22 protein-coding genes are annotated in these 22,513 nt (G+C 35.7%); 17 read left to right on the top strand and 5 right to left on the bottom strand.

The window, feature by feature from the left end; all coding sequences use genetic code 11:
* Positions 1-252: 252 nt before the first annotated feature.
* From O7C57_RS00710 to O7C57_RS00680, 7 genes are all read left to right on the top strand, one after another.
* The gene (locus O7C57_RS00710; protein WP_247047397.1) at positions 253-1,692 is read left to right on the top strand and encodes a capsule assembly Wzi family protein; all 1,440 of its coding nucleotides are present in this window, start codon (positions 253-255) and stop codon (positions 1,690-1,692) included.
* Positions 1,693-2,380: 688 nt separating this feature from the next.
* A complete protein-coding gene (locus O7C57_RS00705) occupies positions 2,381-3,346 on the top strand; it encodes a hypothetical protein (RefSeq protein WP_269723507.1) in 966 nt (321 codons plus the stop codon).
* Positions 3,347-3,359: 13 nt separating this feature from the next.
* A complete protein-coding gene (locus O7C57_RS00700; protein WP_269723506.1) occupies positions 3,360-5,168 on the top strand; it encodes an aminotransferase class I/II-fold pyridoxal phosphate-dependent enzyme in 1,809 nt (602 codons plus the stop codon).
* Positions 5,169-5,558, top strand: coding sequence for a ParB N-terminal domain-containing protein (locus tag O7C57_RS00695; RefSeq protein ID WP_269723505.1), 390 nt, complete (start codon positions 5,169-5,171; stop codon positions 5,556-5,558).
* A gap of 2 nt (positions 5,559-5,560) precedes the next feature.
* Positions 5,561-6,796 (top strand): oligosaccharide flippase family protein, encoded by a 1,236-nt coding sequence (locus O7C57_RS00690; RefSeq protein ID WP_269723504.1) that lies wholly within the window; start codon positions 5,561-5,563, stop codon positions 6,794-6,796.
* Between the two features lie 86 nt (positions 6,797-6,882).
* Positions 6,883-7,440 carry a LicD family protein gene (locus O7C57_RS00685; RefSeq protein WP_269723503.1) on the top strand — a complete coding sequence of 186 codons (558 nt, stop codon included), beginning with the start codon at positions 6,883-6,885 and terminating at the stop codon, positions 7,438-7,440.
* Positions 7,441-7,505: 65 nt separating this feature from the next.
* The gene (locus O7C57_RS00680; RefSeq protein WP_269723502.1) at positions 7,506-8,411 is read left to right on the top strand and encodes a glycosyltransferase family 2 protein; all 906 of its coding nucleotides are present in this window, start codon (positions 7,506-7,508) and stop codon (positions 8,409-8,411) included.
* Positions 8,412-9,047: 636 nt separating this feature from the next.
* Here the strand turns inward: O7C57_RS00680 and O7C57_RS21490 are convergent.
* Positions 9,048-9,251, bottom strand: coding sequence for a hypothetical protein (locus O7C57_RS21490; RefSeq protein ID WP_269723501.1), 204 nt, complete (start codon positions 9,249-9,251; stop codon positions 9,048-9,050).
* A gap of 489 nt (positions 9,252-9,740) precedes the next feature.
* Between O7C57_RS21490 and O7C57_RS00670 the strand changes: the two genes are divergently transcribed.
* The 9 genes from O7C57_RS00670 (at position 9,741) to O7C57_RS00630 (ending at position 17,730) form a co-directional block, all read left to right on the top strand.
* A complete protein-coding gene (locus tag O7C57_RS00670) occupies positions 9,741-10,892 on the top strand; it encodes a glycosyltransferase (protein WP_269723500.1) in 1,152 nt (383 codons plus the stop codon).
* 125 nt (positions 10,893-11,017) lie between these two features.
* Entirely contained in the window at positions 11,018-11,686 is a 669-nt protein-coding gene (locus O7C57_RS00665; protein WP_336432825.1) for a glycosyltransferase family 2 protein, read from the top strand.
* Positions 11,687-11,723: 37 nt separating this feature from the next.
* Positions 11,724-12,869: a polysaccharide export protein gene (locus O7C57_RS00660; protein ID WP_269723499.1), complete on the top strand. Its 1,146-nt coding sequence runs from the start codon at positions 11,724-11,726 to the stop codon at positions 12,867-12,869.
* Positions 12,870-12,874: 5 nt separating this feature from the next.
* Entirely contained in the window at positions 12,875-13,303 is a 429-nt protein-coding gene (locus O7C57_RS00655) for a protein tyrosine phosphatase (protein ID WP_154624166.1), read from the top strand.
* A 33-nt stretch (positions 13,304-13,336) separates the two neighbouring features.
* Positions 13,337-15,415, top strand: coding sequence for a polysaccharide biosynthesis tyrosine autokinase (locus tag O7C57_RS00650; RefSeq protein ID WP_269723498.1), 2,079 nt, complete (start codon positions 13,337-13,339; stop codon positions 15,413-15,415).
* 17 nt (positions 15,416-15,432) lie between these two features.
* Entirely contained in the window at positions 15,433-16,458 is a 1,026-nt protein-coding gene (gene galE / locus O7C57_RS00645; RefSeq protein WP_154624168.1) for a UDP-glucose 4-epimerase GalE, read from the top strand.
* Positions 16,459-16,620: 162 nt separating this feature from the next.
* Positions 16,621-17,124: a tRNA (uridine(34)/cytosine(34)/5-carboxymethylaminomethyluridine(34)-2'-O)-methyltransferase TrmL gene (gene trmL / locus O7C57_RS00640; protein WP_154624169.1), complete on the top strand. Its 504-nt coding sequence runs from the start codon at positions 16,621-16,623 to the stop codon at positions 17,122-17,124.
* A 78-nt stretch (positions 17,125-17,202) separates the two neighbouring features.
* Positions 17,203-17,391, top strand: a complete 189-nt coding sequence (locus O7C57_RS00635) for a type II toxin-antitoxin system Phd/YefM family antitoxin (RefSeq protein ID WP_425476429.1) — start codon at positions 17,203-17,205, stop codon at positions 17,389-17,391.
* Between the two features lie 54 nt (positions 17,392-17,445).
* Complete coding sequence (locus O7C57_RS00630; RefSeq protein WP_269724006.1) at positions 17,446-17,730, top strand: Txe/YoeB family addiction module toxin; 285 nt, start codon at positions 17,446-17,448, stop codon at positions 17,728-17,730.
* 81 nt (positions 17,731-17,811) lie between these two features.
* On the opposite strand, the gene cysE is transcribed toward O7C57_RS00630, so the two are convergent.
* The 4 genes from cysE to O7C57_RS00610 form a co-directional block, all read right to left on the bottom strand.
* On the bottom strand, positions 17,812-18,633 hold the full coding sequence (cysE, locus tag O7C57_RS00625; protein WP_154624171.1) for a serine O-acetyltransferase: 822 nt from the start codon (positions 18,631-18,633) through the stop codon (positions 17,812-17,814).
* 25 nt (positions 18,634-18,658) lie between these two features.
* Positions 18,659-19,687, bottom strand: a complete 1,029-nt coding sequence (gpsA, locus tag O7C57_RS00620) for an NAD(P)H-dependent glycerol-3-phosphate dehydrogenase (RefSeq protein WP_154624172.1) — start codon at positions 19,685-19,687, stop codon at positions 18,659-18,661.
* A gap of 8 nt (positions 19,688-19,695) precedes the next feature.
* Positions 19,696-20,163: a protein-export chaperone SecB gene (secB, locus tag O7C57_RS00615; RefSeq protein WP_154624173.1), complete on the bottom strand. Its 468-nt coding sequence runs from the start codon at positions 20,161-20,163 to the stop codon at positions 19,696-19,698.
* 119 nt (positions 20,164-20,282) lie between these two features.
* Positions 20,283-20,720, bottom strand: coding sequence for a rhodanese-like domain-containing protein (locus O7C57_RS00610; RefSeq protein ID WP_154624174.1), 438 nt, complete (start codon positions 20,718-20,720; stop codon positions 20,283-20,285).
* Between the two features lie 496 nt (positions 20,721-21,216).
* Here O7C57_RS00610 and envC point away from each other — a divergent pair, with 496 nt between their 5' ends.
* Positions 21,217-22,509, top strand: a complete 1,293-nt coding sequence (envC, locus tag O7C57_RS00605) for a murein hydrolase activator EnvC (protein WP_154624175.1) — start codon at positions 21,217-21,219, stop codon at positions 22,507-22,509.
* Positions 22,510-22,513: the final 4 nt, after the last annotated feature.

The following is a 22,513-nucleotide window of genomic DNA, read 5'->3' as shown; positions in this document are numbered from 1 at the left end:
TTATTTCGTGATCTATAATCATAAACAGACAAAATACCGGATATATTGATAATCTGCTTTTTATTTACTCAAAGATTACCTATTATATTGATATAGAACGCAGCACGCATGTCTAATCAATACGACAAATATCCCTGTAATCTCAGCGTGGCAATTATCACTCTTAATTTGCGTTCAATTTGAATTATTTTATAGGCAATTGTTTGCATCAAGACACAAAAAATTAGACGACTCAACTCAACGGATTCATCAATGAAAAAAATTAAGCTTACCAAGTTGGCCATCCTAACGTTATTGAGTGCAATGAGTGGTAACGCTCTTGCTGGAGGACTCGTATTACCCGATAACAATCTACGTAACGACCTCGCCTGGTTATCAGAGCGTAATGTTATCCAAATTAGTCTTTCAACATGGCCTTTATCGGCAGAAGAAATAACCCGCTCACTAAATAATGCCAATATCACCAATAGTGAACAAGAAGCGATAGTACAACGTATTAAGCAGCAACTAAACCGCACGAAAAATAGTGTTCAATTACAAACCTATTTATCCACTGGTAAGCCTTCCATGCCACAAGGATTCGCCCAAAGCGAATACAGTGATTTCCGTTACACCGTTGAAGGCAACTATAGTACCGACGATGTTGACTTAAATCTAAAAGCCAACGCTGAACGAGCGCTACGTGTTGAAAATGGCTCTGATTACAACCTTAATGGTTCTTATGGTGGCGTAAAAATTTGGAACCAATGGGTAAGTTTCGGTGAAATCCCTCAATGGTGGGGACCTGGTCATGATGGTAGTTTGATTCGTACTGATGCAGCACGTCCAGTTACTGGTTTCCTTATGCAGCGTGCAGACCAAAGTCCATTTGAGACCCCTTGGCTGTCATGGATTGGTTCATGGCAATATCAGCTGACTGCTGGGCAAATTAAGCAATACTCGTCACAGCCACACACAAAATTAATTGGTTTACGTATGACCATGAACCCAACTGATTTCTTTGAATTAGGTGGTTCGCGCGTAGTGATGTGGGGTGGTGAAGGGCGTCCAAACAACTGGAATTCTTTCTGGAATGCGATGGCAGGTAAAGATAACACCGGTGATCAAAATGATGATCCAGGTAACCAACTCGCAGGACTTGATGCCAAAATTAAACTTTATCCGCTAATTGGCCTACCTGTCAGTGTTTATGGGCAGATGATCGGTGAAGATGAAGCGGGTATGTTTCCATCGAAAAATGCCTTTATGGGGGGCATCGAAGGCTACCACACTGCTTGGGGCCAGCCTTTAAGTTGGTATATTGAAGGTGCCAATACCCACACCGAGTGGAATAAAAACGGGGTGATGTATCGTCACTTTATCTATAAAGACGGCTATTACCAACAAGGTGCTCCATTAGGCCATGCCATGGGCGGTGATGGGCGTATGCTATCAGCCAAAGTGGAATACACCCTTGACGATGATAACCGTGTTAGTACACGTTTAGTCTATGCCAAGGTCAATAAAGAAAGTTATCCACAAAACAAAATCTACCCTAAATCAGAAACAATTAAAGGTCTTGATTTAGGCTGGTGGCATAATTTTGACGACCGAGTTAGTACAGACGCTAAAGTCTGGGTTTCGAAAACCGATTACGATACCCGTGATGATATCGGTGCTTCCGTGATGGTGACACTGCCATTCAAGTGGTAATACTCCCCCTGATCTAAAAGACATACCCTAGCAGCCTTTCCATGCAGCTAGGGTATTATTCATTTTTTGACACCTTCTCATTCGCAATTAGTTAAGGCCACACTATAATTAACACGAGAAATCGCTTATTGAGTGTTCTTGAGTTATTACATCAAAAATTAATTATCTTAATTTATCAATTAAACGCCTTTTACGAATATTCATTGGCAACCAAAAAATAAAAATGATGTATATCTCAATTATTCAAGTTATCTTAACGCGATACTCTTGTAACGAGAGAGTTATTAGTTTAATTAAGATAATACCTCGACAAAAAATAGGGTTATTTTATCTCTCTTAAAATAAAATGTTGCCAATTATCAAACGTTATTTAGGAAAAATATAACCTTATAATTTAAAAGAATTTATATGATTTACAAAACCAATAAGACTATTCTTTAAGACTATCACATTAATAGTCATAACCTATATTTAGTGTTATTATTAGTGGCTTTCGCTTGACCGAGTCAGCGTAGAGGCATACCCTCTCGGGGGTAAAAACGATAAGAAATGCTTATCAATTGAGCAATTGCATAAAAATGTAATGTTATCAATTAATAAGCATAGATATAGAATTCAATGGTGCTCTGGGACCCGACAACCCAGTGCGGTAGCTATTACCTAAAACAAACTAATCATAGGCTATCTTATGCAATTACTATCGTTTGAAAATATATTGGAGCTAGATATCTCTCCACAAACAATTTATAGCTGGATATGTCAATCTATTAGCCAAAAAAATGACACAATTCTGCCACCTAAGATTAGCTTAAAACCTGAAGATGAAGTTTTTTATAATTTTATGCCTTCTATTTTATTAAAAGAAGAAAGTGCAGGTTTAAAAATAGTTAATAGATATCCAAATAGATCACCAGTGTTAGATAGTCAAATATTTCTTTATAATATAAAGAACGGCAACCTTGAATGCATCATGGATGGAAATTTTATCACCGCAATGAGAACAGGAGCTATAGCAACACACTCAATTATTTCGTTTGCTAAAAATGACTTTAACTCTTTATCATTCATTGGAGTTGGAATACAAGCTAGGGCAACATTAAAAATATTTTCTTGCATATATGATAAACGTGACTTAGTAATTAAAGTTAAAAAATATAAAGATCAACATTTAGATTTTATTGCGTTTGCAAAACAGTTACTCCCACAAAGCACCCAATATATTATATGTAATACATATGATGAATGCGTTGAAAATACAGATATAGTTATTTCATCTGTAACTTATTTTGAAAACGATATTTGTAGTGATGATAAGTTTTCGAATGGATGCCTAGTTGTTCCTATTCATACCAGAGGTTTTACTAACTGTGATTTATTTTTCGACAAAGTTTATGTTGATGATTTAGGACATGTATCTGGATTTAAGCACTTTAATAAATTTCAAAATAAAGCAATAGAAACAGCCTCATATATAAAATCCCCTATAGAACTAGGAAGAAAAAGTCAATTAGAAAAGATAATATGCTATAATATAGGGTTATCCATACATGATTTATTTATTGCAAAAAATATACATAAATTAGCAATCGCTAATAATGTAGGTCAGAGAATTTCAATGTCTGTACCTAACACAAAATTCTGGCTAGAAAAATAATTAAGGAAAAGATATGCAAGTTTTAATACCTGCTGCAGGAATGGGCAATCGTTTAGGTAAATATACTAGTGATAAAACCAAATGTATGGTATCTGTACATGAAGTTACATTAATTGAACGTTGTTTAAATATCCTATCAAAATATAATATTAGTAGAATTATTCTAGTTGCTGGCTACCAAAAAGAAAATTTAAAAAAATTCTTAGGTAATCAGTATAATGGAATAGAAATAATATATATTGATAATGATATATATGATAAAACAAACAATATATATTCAATATACCTTGCCAAAGATGAATTAGTAAAAGACGACACCATTCTATTAGAAAGTGATTTGATTTTTGAAGAAAAAATCATAGAAAATCTAATATCAAATCAATTTCCAAATATTGCCGTAGTTGATAAATATCAGCCATGGATGGATGGAACAGTTGTTGAAATCAATAATAACTTTGATATTGTTAATTTTGTTCCTAAAAAAGACTTTGAGTTTAATAAAAGTGATTTATATTATAAAACAGTAAATATTTATAAATTTTCTAAAGAATTTTTAGAAAATACATACGTGCCTTTTTTAGAGGCTTATTCAAAAGCATTAGGCCAAAATGAGTATTACGAGCAAGTATTGCGAGTCATCACACTATTGGAAACTCAGGAATTAAAAGCGTTACCATTACAAGGTGAAAAATGGTACGAGATAGATGATGCTCAAGATCTTGATAATGCCAATGTTATTTTTGCACCAGAAAAAGAAAAATTAAGTCTCTTATCCCGTCGTTATGGTGGTTATTGGCGTTATAGTGATATTATTGATTTCTGCTATTTAGTAAATCCATATTTTCCTAATAAAACATTCATGGGTGAAATGAAAAACTCGTTTGATACTCTAGTGCGCGAATACCCATCAGGTGCTAATGTACAATCACTTTTAGCGGCCAAAATGTTCAAGTGCAATCCAGACCAAATCGCTGTAGGAAATGGAGCCGCAGAATTGATTGATACACTTGCACAATATAAAAATGAAAAACTAGGTTTGTTTATTCCAACGTTTGAGGAATACTCATCAAGATTTAAATCTGTAGCCCTTAAGAAACTGAATAGCCAAAATTTCTCATATAATAAAAATGACATTATTAATTTGGCTCAAGAAAATGATGGGGTTATCCTTATAAACCCTGATAATCCATCTGGAAATTTCATTCCATATAAAGATTTGCTGGAGCTAATTAATTGGTTCAAAATAAATAAAAAAACATTCATTGTAGATGAAAGCTTTGTTGATTTTGCTGAAAATGGATTAAACTCTACATTGATGAAAGAAGAAATTCTTAATATGTATTCAGGATTAATCGTGATAAAAAGCATTAGCAAAAGTTATGGTGTCCCAGGCATTCGCTTAGGAGTTATAGCAAGTTCTAATATTGAATTAATTTCTGCAATTAAAAAGTCCATTCCAGTGTGGAATATAAACTCTCTTGGTGAGTTTTTCTTTCAAATTATAGGTAAATATGAAAAAATATATTCATCAGCTTGTAATCAAATAATTGTTGAAAGGAATTCATTGTTTACTGAGTTAGAGAAAAATAAGCTTTTAACACCTATCAATTCCCAAGCGAACTATATTTTATGCAAAGTAAATTTGATTTCATCAAGTAGGCTAATAGAAATGCTCTGTAATGACTATAGTATTCTTGCAAAAGATTGTTCAGAGAAAAAAGGGTTCGATGGACAATCATATGTCCGGCTTGCTGTTAGAAATACTATTGATAATCAATATTTAATAGATAGCTTACTTGATATAGAGTCTAAGGTTGTATAAGTGTATCGTTTAGAATTAGTTAACATTGATAACATTCAAATCACTGAAGAACATATACCTGAACGTGTTGAATGGCTTATAGAAAAAATCAAGGCGGAGGCACTCTGGCGAGTGCCTTTACTCTTAGAAGAAAACTCATATGCCATCATGGATGGTCATCATCGATTTGAAGTAGCTAAAAAATTAGGTTTAAGAAGAGTCCCTGCTGTAATGCTAAACTATAATCTACCCTCGGTGCAGGTTATATCATGGAGAGAGGACTTTGTTATAAATAAAAGTATTGTACAAAGTTATATAAAAGATAAGAAGGTTTTTCCACATAAAACTACTAAGCATATTATTGACCCTTATCCAGATGAAATCTCAATTCCTATATCTTTTTTATATTAACGATGACAATTAAAAAAAAATTAATCAGTAACTTTTCTTATTTGAGTATTATACAAATAGTAACGTTATTAATTCCATTTATATATTACCCATATATAATTAGAAAATTCAGTATAGATTCTTATGGATTAGTCATTTTTATTCAAAGTATAATTATGCTTATGTCTATAATTGTTGATTTTGGTTTCAACATTTATGGAACTAGAATTGCGTCAGAAAATTCTAATAGCAAGAAGAAACTATCTATTATATATAGCAGTATAACCTATATAAAATTATTATTAGTTTTAATATCTTTTTTAATATTCCAATTTTTCATTTACTTTAACAGCAAATTAAATGAAAACCATTATCTTTCTAATATTTTATTCTTTATTGTATTGGGTGAAGCGTTATTTTCACAATGGTTATACCTTGGTTTAGAAAAAATAAAATATGCAGCATTAATTAACCTTTTTTCAAGATTATGTATGCTGTTAATAATATTTATAGGCTCTTATACTTTTATCGGATTTTATTCATTTCCTCTAGCATTAGTTTTTTCTTCTTTGATTAATGGGATATTATCATTATGGTTTTTCAATATTAAATTGAAATTGAAATTTGTTCCAGTATCTTTTAAAAGAATAAAGAAAGATATTAAAGAGTCATATTCATTTTTGTTATCTCGTTCTATCGGCGTTATAATTCTAAAATTAAACACCTATTTAATTGGTAATTATATCGGATTTGCTCAGGTTGCCTATTATGATTTAGCTGAAAAACTGATTAATTTAGCGCTAATGCCTATAAATTTACTAAATCAAGTACTTTACCCTTATATCGCAAAAACAAAAAACTTTGGCGTAACATTTTCAACTATAAAGTACTTAATAGTTATTTATTTACTAACATATCCTATATTGCTTTTGTTTGGAAAGGATTTTATCATCTTATTCGCAGGAGATGATATGGCAAAATCTTATACCTATTTATTAATATTGTATTTTATACCTTTATTAAATATATTTTCATATTTTTTAGGGAACTGTGCATTAGTTCTTATAGATAGAAAGAAAGATTTTAATAATAGTATCTATATTGCTGCATTCTTTTATATCACATTTATTTTATTCATGAGCCAATTTGAATATGTAACTATAAGTACCCTTTGTTGGGCTATTGTATTGAATGCATTTATTACTAGTTTATATAGAATCTTAAAATGTATAAAATATAAAAATTTACTTAAGGAATAATATGTTAATTAATTTTTTACGAAAAATAAAATATGATATGATTTTTTTCAAAAAATCAGTCATGTTAAAAATTAATAAAAAAAACAATGCTAAAACGTCTTCATGATTTTTTTAATATAAATAATATAGGATATTGGTTGGAATATGGGACATTATTAGGCGCGGTAAGACAAGGTTCAATTCTATCACATGACTACGATCTTGATATTGGAATAAATCAAAAAGAATGGAACTTAAATTTACGAAATAAAATAATTGAGCAAGGATTTATATTAACACGAGAAATAAGTGTTGATGGAATTATAATTGAAGAATCTTATAGTTTTAAAGGTATCAGTGTAGATTTATTTTTTTGTTCTATAAAGAATGATGTTATATCTACCCCTGTGTTTCGTCCATTTCAAGGGCTAACGTGGAAGGACTCTATTTTGATAAAAAATGGTGTAGAACTATATTTATTTAATAACAAATATAATGGATTTGAAACAATAGAATTTGAAAACGGGCTATGGCATATACCTAAAAATTACAAAGCACACTTGATTAGCTATTATGGAGAGGATTATATTATCCCTAATAAAAAATGGAAAGGGGAAAACTCAGCAATTCCAACTGGTTGTATTGGAAAAGAAATAAAACATTAATTATATATAAATATACTATTAATCATTAAACTAAACTGCAGATTTTAATAAATAGAAACTAAACAATGGAAAATCAAGATTTAATATCAGTAGTATTACCTGTATACAATGCACAAGATTATCTATTTGATTCAATCAATTCTATATTAACACAAACACATACTAATTTAGAGCTAATCTTAGTCAATGATGGTTCTACTGATGATTCTTTGAAAATCATGGAAGAATTTTCAGCTAAAGATTCCCGTATCAACATTATTAATAGAGAAAATAAAGGGTTAATATATAGCCTAAATGAAGGGATTGAGATGGCCAAAGGTCAATTTATCGCGAGAATGGATGCAGATGATATTTCTTTACCGACAAGATTAAAAAAACAATTAGACTATATTACGCAGAACCAATTAGATATATGTGGATGCCATTACTTTGAAATAAATGAAGTTGGTGATATATCAGGACTAGTACTTGTACCTAAGAATACTCAAATGGTAAACATTGCTTTAGCTAGTACCGTACCATTTGCACATCCATCTGTTTTAATTAGAAAAAATTTTATGACTCAAAACAATATTAAATATGGAACTAACTGTTTTAAGCATGCTGAAGATTTAGCATTATGGATGAATATGCATGAAGCAGGAGCAAGATTTGGAAATGTAAATGATATACTATTTCAGTATAGACTTCTCTCAGATTCTTTATCAAGAAAAAAAAGGGTTGAAATATTAAATGATAGTTCACGTTTATTTTCATTATATTATAAAAAAAACAAAGAATTGATCAATAAAGAACTCACATCCTTTCCTAAGCAACTAAATAAATATGAACAAGAATGGATATCCTCAATATGCATGAGAAAATTATTAAGATTACAAATTAAAAATACATTACCCATACTAAAGAACACTCCTAAAAAAATTATTATCAATAGTTTTATGAGTGAGTTAAATAGAATATTTAAATTATAGTAATTTACTCCTTATGATAAAAAAACATTACTCAAATGTAAGATTCTATATATGTTTGTTTCTTACTATTTATTTGATTTATAATGTAAATTATAATATTACTTTTGGTATACCAAGTAGTTATCTTATTCTTTTCTTTATGCTTATATACTGTATTATAAATATTTTAAACAAAAAAGCATTCCCCCTCAAGAATAAGAGTGCACTTCTGTTTTCATTTTTATTATTTTCTTGGTCTATTTTTAGTTTCATTAACAATCCAGAAAACTCATCTGATAGCTACTTTATTAGAACTTCATTTTTATATTTTTTAATTATTCTTTTCTCCGCATCTATCTACAAATTTATTTTCCATGAAAATAAATTGTTACTATTGAAAACAATTGGATTCGCAGGGCTAGTTAATTCTATATTCATAATATTGATGCTAATTTCAACATCATTTCAGTCATCATATTTGAGTTTAATAAATCAAAAAACATTCTCGCTTATAGGTGGTAATGATGCCCTAAATAGTGCAATGTCATTACGAATGATTGGTATTTCAGGTATATCTGTATATTCTATAGGCTTTGTTCAAGTTCTATGTTCTATGTTCTATGTTCTATGTTCTATAAGTTATTTGCTCTTCATTTATTATAAAAACAATAGAAGAATTAAGTTGACATTGAATGACTCTATAATTTTAATTTTATTATTAGTATCATCAGTCATCTCAGCAAGGTCCTCTCTTATAGGGATAATGTTTTTCTTACTTATTTTTTTTAAAATCTCCCAATTTAAACAATCACTAAAATTTTTAATCTCATCTTCATTACTGATAACGCTTATTTTTTCCATCGTTATTAACTTACTTCCTCTGACATTTAAAGAGTTTTTTCTCTCGTGGATAACAGAAATATTTGTATCTGGTACAAAGACTAGTTCACTACAAGAAAATATTAATATGTTTATCTATGGGTGGAGTGATTTTTCTTTTTTAGGAGATTCGAGATGGTATGGAAATAATAACGATTACTACATGAATACAGATGTTGGTTGGTATAGAATATTGTTTTCTGTTGGATATATTGGATTATTATTATGGATATTCACAATTATTTTTATCTTCTTAAACAAAAATATGTTTTTTCGCAAATTCAATAATGAAAGTTGGGTTTCTATATTACTCCTGATATATACTATCGTAGTTACCTTTAAGGGTGCTATATTATTTGATAGTTTTCAATCACTATTTATATTTATGATGATAAACCTTATATTCCAAAAAGAAAATGAAATAAATAGAAAATATATTTATAATCATTCTTGCTTGCAAAGGAGTTCTATATGACCGGCTTATATTGTTGTTGGGCAATAAAAAAATCCAATAACGGTTTTTATATATCATCCATAAATGCTAAATATTTAATCGAGTTTTACAAAGTTTACGGAAAAATAGTACTCCTAACAACTGCAAGTATATCTGAACATTCAAATTCAGATGTTTTTATATCGAGTGATATTTGTGAAGTAATTGAGTTACCTTTATTTGAAAATTATATTTCTAGCGCTAAACATTTTTTTAAAATAACCAAATCTATTAAATTATTATGCAAAATGACTAATAGAATTTATATTAAAACTCCCGAACCATTCTGTTGGTTTTTTGTCTTTTTTAAAAAAGATAAAATAATTAATTACCACTTTGTCTCAAACCCACTTCAAGTAATACTAAACAATAAAAATAAAAGCTTTTTATCTCGTATAAGTAGATTTCTTCTATATCTTCCGGAGTATATTCTTACTTGCATTTCAGCATATCTTTGTAACTCATCAGCAAATGGAAACTCTGTAATTAATAATGTTCCATTTTTCCTGAGAAAAAAAACTAAAGTACTTATTGAAAGCTCATTAACTGAACAAGACTTTCAAACTCATACTTCTTCTAAGATAAAAGATAGTGGCCTAATTAATTTTCTTACTGTATCTCGTTTATATGAAGGAAAAGGGTTAGAATTATTAATTAACACATTCAAAAAGCTTAATGAATATTATCCAAATAAAAAATTTCATCTAACCATTGCGGGTGATGGTCCATTAAGAAAAAGTCTTATAAATTTAATAAATACAAATAAACTTAACTCTTTAGTCACACTACTTGGTGAAGTGCCGAATGGAAATGATTTGAATGAGGTTTATTCTTCTAATGAAGTTTTTATCAATCCATCATCATCAGAAACTGGCCCTCGAGTCATTCTTGAAGCAATGTCTCAATCATTATTTTGTATTACAACAGATGTAGGATATGTTAATGAAGTTATGAACATTAATGGTTCATGTTGTGGAAAAATAATTCCTATTAATTCTGAAATCGATTTGCTTAACTCTATACTATGGACATTTGACAATCCACAAGAATTAAAGAATCTTTCATTATTAGGAAAAAAATATGCCAGAAACTTTAAGCTAAGCGATTTCGTAGAGAAAATTTTTTCTTAATATTATAATTGCCAGTATATTAATAAATTAATACTTTAGGTCATAGAATGTTATCTCCTGCAATTGATGGTTTAGTTTCAATTATAATGCCATGTTATAATGCTGAAAAATATATATCTTAATCTATAAACTCAGTACTAGCTCAAACTTACACCAGATTTGAATTAATAATTATTGATGATTCATCAACAGATAAATCAATTAATATAATATCTGAGTATCAAGATGATAGAATAAAGCTTATTAGATCAAATTTAAATCAAGGTGTTGCTACTTCTAGAAATAAAGGGATTATGGCAGCAAAAGGTCAATATATAGCTTTTCTTGATAGTGATGATTTATGGGAGCCCTCTAAATTAGAAAAGCAAATCACATTATTAGAATCGGGGTGGGATTTAGTATGTTCAAACTACTCAGCATTTAACGCTGATGGAAAGACTAAATTAAGAATTTCACCTCGTATTATTACCTATCACGATTTACTCCGTTCATGTTTTATAGGAAATCTTACAGGAATTTATTGCGCTAAAAAACTAGGTAAATTTTTTCAGAAATCAACGAGAGCAGAGGATTATTTAATGTGGTTAGCTATCTTAAAATCTGCTCAAAAGGCTTATTGTATTCAAGACTCATTAGCTAAATATCGAATTTCTAACAACTCCCTTTCAAGCAATAAACTTAAATCAGCTGTATGGCAATGGAACATTTATAGAACAGAACTAAAATTTAATATCTGCAAAAGTATATACTATTTTAACCACTACGTTTATAACGCTTTGCATAAAAGAACGTAATAATACTATATTTTATGAACATTAGGCTCAATAATTTATGAAAAAATATTTCATATCCATATTTATTACGACTGCTCTAACTGGCTGTACTGTTACCCCCGGTGTTTATATGTCTACCTCGGGCAAAAACGTCGTCGACACTGGCGATCGTGATATTTCTAAATTTGTCGATATCTACCCGATCTCGCCAAAACTGTTAGATGAGATGTATACCCCACAGGTTATCGCCAAACCTAACCCAACCTTAGAGAAGCAGCTTGCCACCTATGAATACCGTGTTGGTGTAGGTGATGTCTTAACCATTACTGTTTGGGATCACCCTGAACTCACCATCCCCGCAGGGTCTTACCGTAGTGCTGCGGACTCCGGTAACTGGGTACATTCCGATGGTACTATCTACTACCCTTATATTGGTAAAGTGAAAGTCATTGGTAAAACCGTCACTGAAATCCGTAATCTAGTGAGCAACCGCCTTGCAACTTATATTGAATCTCCGCAAGTGGATGTCAGTATCGCCGCCTTCCGCTCACAAAAAATGTATGTATCTGGCGAAGTTTCTAAACCAGGCACATTACCGATTACCAACGTACCATTAACTATTTTAGAAGCCTTTAATAATGCCGGTGGACTGACTGAAAAAGCCGATTGGGATAATGTCGTACTAACCCGTAATGGCAAAGAAATTAAAGTTTCCTTGCAAGCATTAGTCCAGTATGGCGACCTAACCCAGAACCACTTGATGCTACCAGGTGATGTGTTATACGTACCACGTAACGATGGGCAAAAAGTGTTTGTGATGGGGGAAGTGGGTCAACCAAACACCCTAACGATTGATCGTGCTGGGATGAATATTACTGAGGCACTGAGTAAAGCGGGTGGTATAGATCAAACTACCGCTAATGCAACGGGTGTATTTGTTATCCGTCCAATTAAAAATCAAACTTCCGGTGATAAAGAACTGGATGCCCTACTGCCGAAGAAAATGGCGGCGGTTTATCAGTTAGATCTCTCTGATGCCACCTCCATGGTGATGGGAACAGAATTTAAATTGCAACCTTATGACCTGGTTTATGTCACTGCTGCTCCGGTGGTACGTTGGAACCGTCTCATCACTCAATTGTTACCAACCATCGCAACTTATAATCAGTTAACCGAAGGAACTAAACGTATTCACGACTGGTAATCCGTATGTTTAACAATATTCTTGTTGTTTGTATGGGAAATATATGCCGCTCCCCCACTGGGGAGCGTTTATTACAAGTTCATTTTCCCAATAAAAAGATCCATTCCGCAGGCATTATCGCCAAAGAGGATCGCCCCGCGTATGATAGCGCTGTCCGTATCGCACAAAACCACAATCTCTCTTTAGATAATCACCAATCACGTCGTTTAACCAGTGAGTTATGTAAAGAAGCAGACTTAATCCTAGTGATGGAAAACGATCATATTGATAGAATCCATCAACAGTTCCCCGAAACACGTGGCAAAGTCATGTTGTTCGGCCAATGGCTAAATAAAACCGAGATCCCAGATCCGCATAAACGCAGTGATGAAATGTTTGAGCATGTTTATCAACTGATGGAAAAAGCCGTTATACAGTGGCAAGGGAAAATTTAATTTTACTATTTGAAGGCTTAACGTTAATTGATTATGAACACGACAAAAACCAGTTCCGCTGCCTCTGACGAAATCGATCTGCTGGCGCTGTTTAAGGTACTCAAATCCAGTTATCTTAAAATCGGCTTTTTTACCCTCTTTTTTATTGTCATTGGCGCCGCTTATAGCTTTTTAGCCACCCCCATTTATCAAGCCAATGCGACACTGCAATACGATAAAATGAGCCAAGTTTCATTGTTAGATCAAATGAGCGATGTGATGCCATTTGCTAATAATAATAGTCAAGCAGATTCCGAGATCGAAGTAATTAAGTCTCGAATGGTGCTCGGCAAAACGGTTGCAGACCTTAATTTAGATACCCAAATTGCACCGGCTGGTTTTTTCGATAAACTCTGGGGAGATAAATCCTCTGTTGCTATCTCCCTCTACTTTTTACCTGAATCTCTTATTGGTGAGCCTGCAACCCTCACTTATTTAGGTGAAAATCGTTATGCGCTTCACATTGATAACCAAACCGTTGAAGGCAACGTGGGGGAACTCCTAAAACAAGATGAAATCAGCTTGCTCGTATCCTCAATCAATGCGGAAGTCGGACAAGAATTTACGCTTATTAAAAATGCCCGTTATTCAACCATTGAAAACCTACGTAATACCTTAACGATTGCAGAAGTTGGTAAAGGCACGGGTATTATTAATCTTGCTATTAAAGGTGCCGATAAAGCGGAAAATGTGCAGATTTTAAATAGCATTATCCAAAACTATGTGGACCAAAATACCGAGCGTAAAAAAGAGGTTACCAATAATACTTTATTATTCTTAGATGAATACTTACCGAAAGTAAAAACTAAATTGGACAACTATGAAAACCAATTAAATGCTTTCCGTAAAAAGAACGAATCTATCGACCTGTCCTTAGAGGCAAAATCAGCCCTTGATAGCGCCTTGCAAGTTGAAGAGAAACTCAATGAGTTAACCTTTAAAGAGGTAGAGATCCAGCAGCTCTATACTCGTAACCACCCTGCTTATCAGTCATTGCTCGATAAACGTCAGCAACTGTTACGTGAAAAAGAGAAAATCAGTAAAAATATTCAAAAACTCCCTAACACCCAACAGCAGATTGTACGTTTAACCCGTGATGTCGAATCTGAACAAGCTATCTACAATCAATTGGTGGCCAAACAACAAGAACTCAGTGTACTCAATTCAGGTATTACGGCTGATGTGCGTATTATTGACTCCGCGGAATCTCAACCCAATGCAGTAGCACCGAAAAAATCATTGATACTCGTTCTTGCTACTATCCTTGGTTTTATTGTGGGTTGTGCGTATGTAATTGCCCGTGAGTTCTTTAATAATAAAATTAAAGGTACTGAGGATATCGATGCGCTAGGCGTTAATGTCTATGCCACCATCCCATTCTCTACCCATGAGAAAAAACTGATTGCTGAGGGCAATAAACATCCTTTGGCGTTAGAAAACCCTGCCGATACGGCTGTAGAAGCCATTCGTTCTTTACGAACTAGCGTTTACTTCTCGGTGATGAATCAAGGAAATAACCTTGTGATGATTACCAGTGCTTCACCAGGTGTCGGTAAGAGCTTTGTCACCTCCAATATGGCGGTTGTATTGGCTAATGCCGGCAAAAAAGTCCTGTTAATTGATACCGACTTACGTAAAGGCCGTATCCATAAAGCATTTGGCTTAAGTAATAAAATGGGCTTATCTGATTACTTAGCTCAGCAAGATGCCAATCAGCCAAATATTCATCGTCATGTCATTGAAAACTTGGATGTGATTTGCCGAGGTAAAAATGTCACTCACTCCTCTGAGCTTTTAATGGGGGAACGCTTTAAGCATTTACTCGACACGATGAAAGGTCAATACGATATTGTGGTTATCGATACTGCCCCAATCTTAGCGATCACTGACGCGGCAATTATCGGCAAATATGTCGGCACCTCACTGCTTATTGCCTACTATGGTGTCAATACCGTAAAAGATGTTGAGCTATCGCTAAAACGCTTTAAACAAAACGATATCGAAATTACTGGCGTGATCCTCAATGGTATCGATGCGAAATCAGACGACTATAACTATGTTTATGAGTATTAGTCGTACAGGAATATAAAATGAAGCAAATAAAAGTGTTAGTCACAGGAGGCCTTGGCTACATTGGTAGCCATACCTGTGTACAGATGATTGAACAAGGCATGCAACCCGTTATTTTGGATAATCTCTGCAATGCTAACCCTGAGGTTTTAAAGCGTATTGAAACTATCACGGGTACAAAACCCGTGTTTTATGTCGGTGATGTTCGTGATGCCGCGATTCTGGATACGATTTTTGCTGAGCACCAGATCACATCGGTGATCCACTTTGCTGGGCTAAAAGCCGTTGGTGAGTCAGTTCAAAAGCCAATTGAGTATTATGATAACAACGTCAATGGCACCTTAGTGTTAGTCTCTTGTATGCAAAAAGCCGGTGTGAAGAGTCTTATTTTTAGCTCTTCGGCAACGGTGTATGGTGAACCAGAACATATTCCATTAACGGAAGAAGCGTCTGTCGGTAATACTAATAGCCCCTATGGCACCAGTAAGTATATGGTTGAACGTATTTTATCTGACTTAGTCGTTTCCGATCCGACATGGTCAGCTGTGTTGCTTCGTTATTTCAATCCAGTCGGTGCACATAGCTCTGGTTTGATGGGAGAAGATCCTAATGGCATTCCAAATAATCTAACACCGTTTATTGCTCAGGTTGCGGTAGGCCGCCGACCAGAGCTCACTGTATTTGGGGGAGACTATCCAACCAAAGATGGTACAGGTGTGCGTGATTATATTCACGTCATGGATTTAGCCGATGGACATATTGCAGCCTTAAATTGTGTTAGTCAAAAAGCAGGTTTGCATATTTATAACTTAGGCACAGGTACAGGCACTAGCGTATTTGAAGTTATTGCTGCTTTTGAAAAGGCTGTAGGCAGACCCATTCCTTATAAAGTCGCAGAACGCCGCCCTGGTGATATTGCTGAGTATTGGTCAACCCCCGCTAAAGCACAGCATGATCTTAATTGGACTGCCAAATACTCTATTCAAGATATGGCTAACGACGTTTGGCGCTGGCAATCTCAAAACCCTAATGGCTATAAGCAATAGTCGTTAGCTAGCGTCGATTCACATAAAGCGGGTTCCATATCGAACCCGCTTTTTTATTGCGCTCATTTTAGTATTCACAATGACATGCAACTTGCATCATTTGCGCGTAAAATCCTTTACCACTGTTTCATTTAAATTTACTGTTTAACACAGTCATTCGTTATGCCACATATTGTTTTATTCGAACCTGAAATTCCGCCAAATACGGGCAATATCATTCGCCTTTGTGCTAACACAGGCTTTAGCTTACACCTGATCCATCCGTTAGGTTTTACTTGGGATGACAAGCGGCTACGCCGTGCGGGTTTAGACTATAGTGAATTTGCTGACATCAAACACCATCATGATTATTTTGCTTTCTTAGCAAGCGAAGGATTAAATCCAGATAATAATCAATCTGCTCGTGGTGCCCGTGTCTTTGCGTTAACCACTAAAGGTAAACCAAGCCACAGTAATGTGAGTTATCAACAAGATGATTATTTAATGTTTGGTCCTGAGACGCGGGGACTACCGCCTTACGTCCTCGATAATATGCCAATGGAACAAAAAATTCGTATCCCGATGTTGGCAGATAGCCGTAGTATGAATCTATCAAACTCAGTCGCCGTGGTAGTGTTCGAGGCATGGCGACAATTGGGTTACGCAGGAGCATTATTACGCGACTAATTTAGCAGCATGCATACTGATCTTTCCTTATAACGCCATTATACTTGTACAGAATAAAGTACAAGTATAGCGGGGTAAATGAAAACTGTTTCATTTAGTGAGGCTAGAAATAATCTAAAATCGGTATTAGATAAAGTTCTTGATGATGCAGATACAACTATCATCACTCCTCGTGACTCAGAGGATGCTGTAGTTATGTCTTTAGAGTATTACAATAGCCTAATGGAAACGATTTATTACGCTCACCAGCAAATGCCGAACATTTAAATAAATCAATTGCTCAATTTAAAGCCGGAAAAGTAAAGAAAAGAGAGCTTATAAATAAGTAGATTTTTAATATGGACTGACCAAGGATGGGAAGACTATCTATACCGGCAAACCCAAGACAAAAAATGCTCAAACGCATTAATAATGCTCATTGACGAGACTAAAAGAACACCTTTTTATGGGATAGGAAAACCAGAACCACTAAAAGAAAACTTAGCTGGCTTCTGGTCTAGACGAATAGATGAAACAAATAGGCTCATTTATTCAATAGACGATGAGGGTTTAACTATTATTGCTTGTCGTTATTATGAAAAGGTTCAACAAATTGTGATACAGTAACATGAAATAACTCATCTGTATGGCTAGTGTATTCATCCATATCTTTTAGCCGTTTCAGCTCAGATAAAATAATGACTCTTCTCAAATCCCATCGCCGTCTTCAAAACCATAAATCGAGCCATTAAAGTTTTGGTCCATCTCTAACGATGGCTTATCACTATTTGGTTTACCGACGACACGAGCAGGTACACCCGCTACCGTAGTATGAGGAGGAACGGGGTGAAGGACAACTGAACCCGCGCCTATTTTTGCACCACGCCCAATCTCAATATTACCAAGGATCTTCGCACCCGCACCGATCATCACGCCTTCACGAACTTTAGGGTGACGGTCACCGCAAGTCTTACCCGTACCACCTAAAGTCACGGATTGCAGAATAGAAACATCATTCTCAACAACCGCCGTTTCACCAATCACAATTCCTGTTGCATGGTCTAACATGATGCCACAACCAATGCGAGCGGCTGGGTGAATATCAACAGCAAAGGTGACTGAAATCTGATTTTGCAAATAAATGGCAAGTGCTTGACGACCTTCTTTCCATAGCCAATGCCCGATACGATAGGCTTGTAACGCATGGAAACCTTTCAGGTATAACAGGGGGGTAGAATATTTATCAACCGCCGGGTCACGCAGACGCACGGCGGATAAATCCATCGCAGCAGAAAAAATCATTTGTTCGTCATTACGATAGGCTTGTTCAACAATTTCTCTCACTTCCATGGCTGGCATGATAGGTGAACTGAGTTTGTTGGCTAGCATATAACTGAGTGCACTACCTAAGTTATCGTGCTTAAGCAAGGTTGCATTAAAGAAACTGGCTAACAGAGGCTCACAATCGGCAAGTGACTTTGCTTCATCTTTAATGAATCCCCAGATTCTATCCAATTCTTCTCGCGACATAATGACTCACTTAAAATTTGATTTTTTAGTCCTTCGATGTTGGCATGTCAGCAATTTCATCTTTAGTCGCTCGCCCTAATAGCGCTTGTGCTGCTTCTAGGACATTTTTTTGGCGATAAAGGATTTGATAAATTTGCTCCGTGATTGGCATCTCAACCCCTGCACGCTCAGCAAGTGCCTTCACTTCTTTGGTATTGCGATAACCTTCCACCACTTGGCCAATTTCTTTTTCAGCTTCACTCACACTAATACCATCGCCAAGCATCATGCCAAAGCGACGGTTACGTGATTGATTATCGGTACAGGTTAACACTAAATCACCCAGTCCCGCCATGCCCATAAAGGTGGAGGGGTCAGCACCTAATGCAGCACCTAATCGACTCATTTCCGCTAGACCACGCGTGATCAAGGCTGTCCGTGCGTTAGCGCCAAAGCCCATACCATCCGAGATGCCCGCACCAATTGCAATCACATTTTTTACTGCCCCACCCAGCTGTACACCAACCATATCAGGGTTTTTGTACACACGGAAACTTTTGCCACAATGGAAAAGCTGTTGCAGTTCATCACCAAATTGGCTGTCAGTTGCGGCAACTGAAATTGCCGTTGGCATACCCGCAGCTAATTCTTTGGCAAACGTGGGGCCGGATAACACAGCAAGTGGAATTTCATTGCCTAATACTTCACGCGCCACATCTTGTAATAAACGCCCTGTATCTCTTTCTAAGCCTTTCGTTGCCCAGATAATACGTGAGTCAGCTCGGAGATAAGGTTGAATTTGTTTGAGCACATCACCAAAAACATGGCTTGGTACTACAATCAAGATATTTGGACTCGCTTCCACGGCACGTTTAAGGTCCGTTTCGAGAGATAAACTATCAGGGAAAGAAACGCCAGGCAAAAATGCCTGATTACTACGTTCTTGTTGTAATTTACGCACATGCTGAGGGTCATGTCCCCACAGCATAACCTGATGGCCATTACGTGCTAACGTAATCGCTAAAGCGGTGCCGTAAGAACCGGCACCGATGACTGTCATTGAAGCAGTTTTCATTAAGCGTCCTATTGAACTTCGCTATTCTGCGCTGGCTCGCCTTGCTGCTGTTGCAAATAATTCATGAACAGAGCATCAAAGTTAACTGGCGCTAGGTTCAGTTGAGGGAATGTACCGCGGCTCACCATGCTAGTGATTGCTTCACGTGCATATGGGAACAGAATATTTGGGCAGTATGCACCTAAACAATGTGCCATTTGAGTCCCATCAATACCTTCGATAGAGAATACGCCAGCTTGTTGAACTTCACACAGGAATGCGGTTTCTTCGCCCAGTTTTGCTGTTGTGGTAACACGCAAAACAACTTCATAAACACCTTCAGTCAATTGGGTAGATGAAGTATCCAAATCCAATTTAATTTCTGGCTGCCACTCGTGTTGGAAAATATGTGGTGCATTAGGTGCTTCGAATGAAACATCCTTTGTATAGATACGTTGGATCTGGAATACCATTTCAGAGTTGTTTTGTTCTGACATAATTTTAATACCTTTTAACTTCCATATGAATTTGACTGTATAGACCGGCAGACGTTCAAATAATGTGTTACCACACAAATGTTATCGTTAGGTTTATTACAATTTACATGTCGGATAAATTACTTCTTACCACGAGCTAACGGCAGATTCTCACCTGACCAGCCAGCAATCCCTTCTTTCAGGACAAAGACTTTTTCAAAACCGTGTTGCACTAAATGCTCAGCCGGTTTACCCGATTCCATGCCACTCGCCGAAACCACAATTATTGGTTTTTGCTTGTGTTTTTCTAGCTCACCTAAATTATTCTCTTTAATTTCAGATGGCGTTAAATTGATAGAATCAATAATATGCCCTTTGCGGAAGTCGTCACGTGTACGCAAATCCACAATGACGGCTTCTTCTTTATTAATCAGAGCAATCGCCTGTGCGCGCGTGATCACTTTTGATTTAGAGAACAGACCTTTAAAGGTCATTACGACCACCGCGACAAATAGCGCGATCCAAACCAGACTCAACAACATGTTCCGGCTGACGAATTGCATGATTTCTTGCATCATGGGGGGCAATCACTCCCGTTAGTTAAAAACGAATATCAAAGGGTTCAGAGTATACCTTTGTGTTGAGCTAATTACAGCCAGTTAGCGCAAACTAGATGGATTTTTTTGCGAAACAGTACGCAGAAATAATCTCTTTTCCCAACAAAATATCATTTGTCTATCAAGATAGACACTTTTGCTATTTTACCATAAGCCCTAGTCGTCACCAAAAATAGCCTATGTACAATCCGTATTCGCAAGATTAAAAAGCACCCTAAGCACTAACAGATCCTGATAATATTTGATTTAATGCTACAAAATGATGTAAGACACGATACAATCAATGGAATGACAAATGATTATGATTGCATCACTACCAAATCGTTTATCTTTCATAAGATAATTGAAACCGCTTGGTTGAATGTTATTTGTTACGATATTCAGAATAGGGTGCTGGTAACTATCACTATCAGATGAAATAATCAGCTATCGCATTTATTCGAGGTTTTCTATCAGAATGGCCAATAAACATAACCGGATGAAAATAGCCGTTATTCGTCAAGCTATTACCTCAACGCTGTTCGCTTGTGGTTTCATCGCACTCTTGCCGATGCAAGCAATAGCGGCCAATCAGATCACAGAAAACAAAGATCAACTGCAAAATTTGCTGCAAAATATCGCTGAAAAAGAAAAAAGCGTAAAAGACCAGCAGGCCAAGCGATCCGCACTACTCAATCAGCTCCAACAACAAGAAAAAAGTATTTCAGCAGCAGGACGCGAACTGCATAACACACAAGCTCAGCTTAAACAGTTAGACAAAGACATTGCTGAGTTAAATAGCAACATTAATCGATTACAAAAACAAAAAAGTGAGCATGAAAAATTACTGGCGGAACAACTCGATGCCGCATTTCGATTAGGTAAACACCAAGGTTTATCATTATTTTTAAAGGGTGAAGAAGGCCAGCGTGAAGAGCGCATTTTGGCTTACTACAGCTATCTCAACCAAGCACGCGAAAAAAATATTAAACAGCTTGAAGCCACGACTCTGGAACTTAATCAGCAAAAGCAACTTGAACAGAAAAAACAAGCTGAACAAAAAACAGCCTTAGCACGTCAGCAACAAGAAAAACGTAAATTAGATAATGCGCAAGCTGCACGTAAGCAAACACTCTCAGCGCTTGAAAGTACGTTGAAAGAAGATCAAAAAAATCTGGCTGTGATGAAACAAAACGAGTCAAGGCTAAGAGATAAGATAGCGCGTGCAGAACGTGAAGCCAAAGCGAGAGCAGAACGAGAAGCGCGTGAGGCGGCTCGTATCCGTGCGGAGGTTGCCGAAAAAGAACGTAAAGCGAAACAAACAGGTTCAACTTATAAGCCATCAGAGAGTGAGCGTTCACTAATGTCTCGAACCGGTGGCTTAGGTCGTCCTGCGGGGCAAGCTTTATGGCCAGTACGTGGACAGACGCTACATAATTATGGCGATGCCATTTCAGGTGAGCTGCGCTGGAAAGGTATGGTGATCGGAGCCAATGAAGGGACTCAAGTCAAAGCCATTGCAGATGGCCGCGTACTACTTGCTGACTGGTTACAAGGCTACGGCCTTGTTGTTGTCGTGGAGCATGGTAAAGGCGACATGAGTTTATATGGCTATAACCAAAGCGCACTCGTGAATGTTGGACAAGAAGTTCGGGCTGGGCAACCTATCGCACTTGTGGGAAGTAGTGGCGGGCAGGAACGCCCCGCGCTGTACTTCGAAATTCGCCGGCAGGGTAAAACTGTTAACCCTCGCCCTTGGTTAGGTAAATAACCAA

Origin of the sequence: Providencia sp. 21OH12SH02B-Prov (assembly GCF_027362595.1) — a bacterium.
GTDB lineage: Bacteria > Pseudomonadota > Gammaproteobacteria > Enterobacterales > Enterobacteriaceae > Providencia > Providencia zhejiangensis.
The sequence above is the reverse complement of the archived record's forward strand: the minus strand, read 5'-3'. Positions and strand labels throughout refer to the sequence as shown.

Bases quoted from the DNA above. Each gene is read 5' to 3' on its own strand.
- O7C57_RS00670 (WP_269723500.1), top strand. From the start codon at position 9,741: ATGACCGGCTTATATTGTTGTTGGGCAATAAAAAAATCCAATAACGGT.
- O7C57_RS00635 (WP_425476429.1), top strand. From the start codon at position 17,203: ATGAAAACTGTTTCATTTAGTGAGGCTAGAAATAATCTAAAATCGGTA.
- envC (WP_154624175.1), top strand. From the start codon at position 21,217: ATGGCCAATAAACATAACCGGATGAAAATAGCCGTTATTCGTCAAGCT.
- O7C57_RS00655 (WP_154624166.1), top strand. From the start codon at position 12,875: ATGTTTAACAATATTCTTGTTGTTTGTATGGGAAATATATGCCGCTCC.
- secB (WP_154624173.1), bottom strand. From the start codon at position 20,163: ATGTCAGAACAAAACAACTCTGAAATGGTATTCCAGATCCAACGTATC.
- O7C57_RS21490 (WP_269723501.1), bottom strand. From the start codon at position 9,251: ATGGAAAAAATAAGCGTTATCAGTAATGAAGATGAGATTAAAAATTTT.
- O7C57_RS00685 (WP_269723503.1), top strand. From the start codon at position 6,883: ATGCTAAAACGTCTTCATGATTTTTTTAATATAAATAATATAGGATAT.
- O7C57_RS00705 (WP_269723507.1), top strand. From the start codon at position 2,381: ATGCAATTACTATCGTTTGAAAATATATTGGAGCTAGATATCTCTCCA.
- O7C57_RS00700 (WP_269723506.1), top strand. From the start codon at position 3,360: ATGCAAGTTTTAATACCTGCTGCAGGAATGGGCAATCGTTTAGGTAAA.
- O7C57_RS00680 (WP_269723502.1), top strand. From the start codon at position 7,506: ATGGAAAATCAAGATTTAATATCAGTAGTATTACCTGTATACAATGCA.
- trmL (WP_154624169.1), top strand. From the start codon at position 16,621: ATGCCACATATTGTTTTATTCGAACCTGAAATTCCGCCAAATACGGGC.
- O7C57_RS00710 (WP_247047397.1), top strand. From the start codon at position 253: ATGAAAAAAATTAAGCTTACCAAGTTGGCCATCCTAACGTTATTGAGT.
- gpsA (WP_154624172.1), bottom strand. From the start codon at position 19,687: ATGAAAACTGCTTCAATGACAGTCATCGGTGCCGGTTCTTACGGCACC.
- galE (WP_154624168.1), top strand. From the start codon at position 15,433: ATGAAGCAAATAAAAGTGTTAGTCACAGGAGGCCTTGGCTACATTGGT.
- O7C57_RS00660 (WP_269723499.1), top strand. From the start codon at position 11,724: ATGAAAAAATATTTCATATCCATATTTATTACGACTGCTCTAACTGGC.
- O7C57_RS00690 (WP_269723504.1), top strand. From the start codon at position 5,561: ATGACAATTAAAAAAAAATTAATCAGTAACTTTTCTTATTTGAGTATT.
- O7C57_RS00650 (WP_269723498.1), top strand. From the start codon at position 13,337: ATGAACACGACAAAAACCAGTTCCGCTGCCTCTGACGAAATCGATCTG.
- O7C57_RS00610 (WP_154624174.1), bottom strand. From the start codon at position 20,720: ATGATGCAAGAAATCATGCAATTCGTCAGCCGGAACATGTTGTTGAGT.
- cysE (WP_154624171.1), bottom strand. From the start codon at position 18,633: ATGTCGCGAGAAGAATTGGATAGAATCTGGGGATTCATTAAAGATGAA.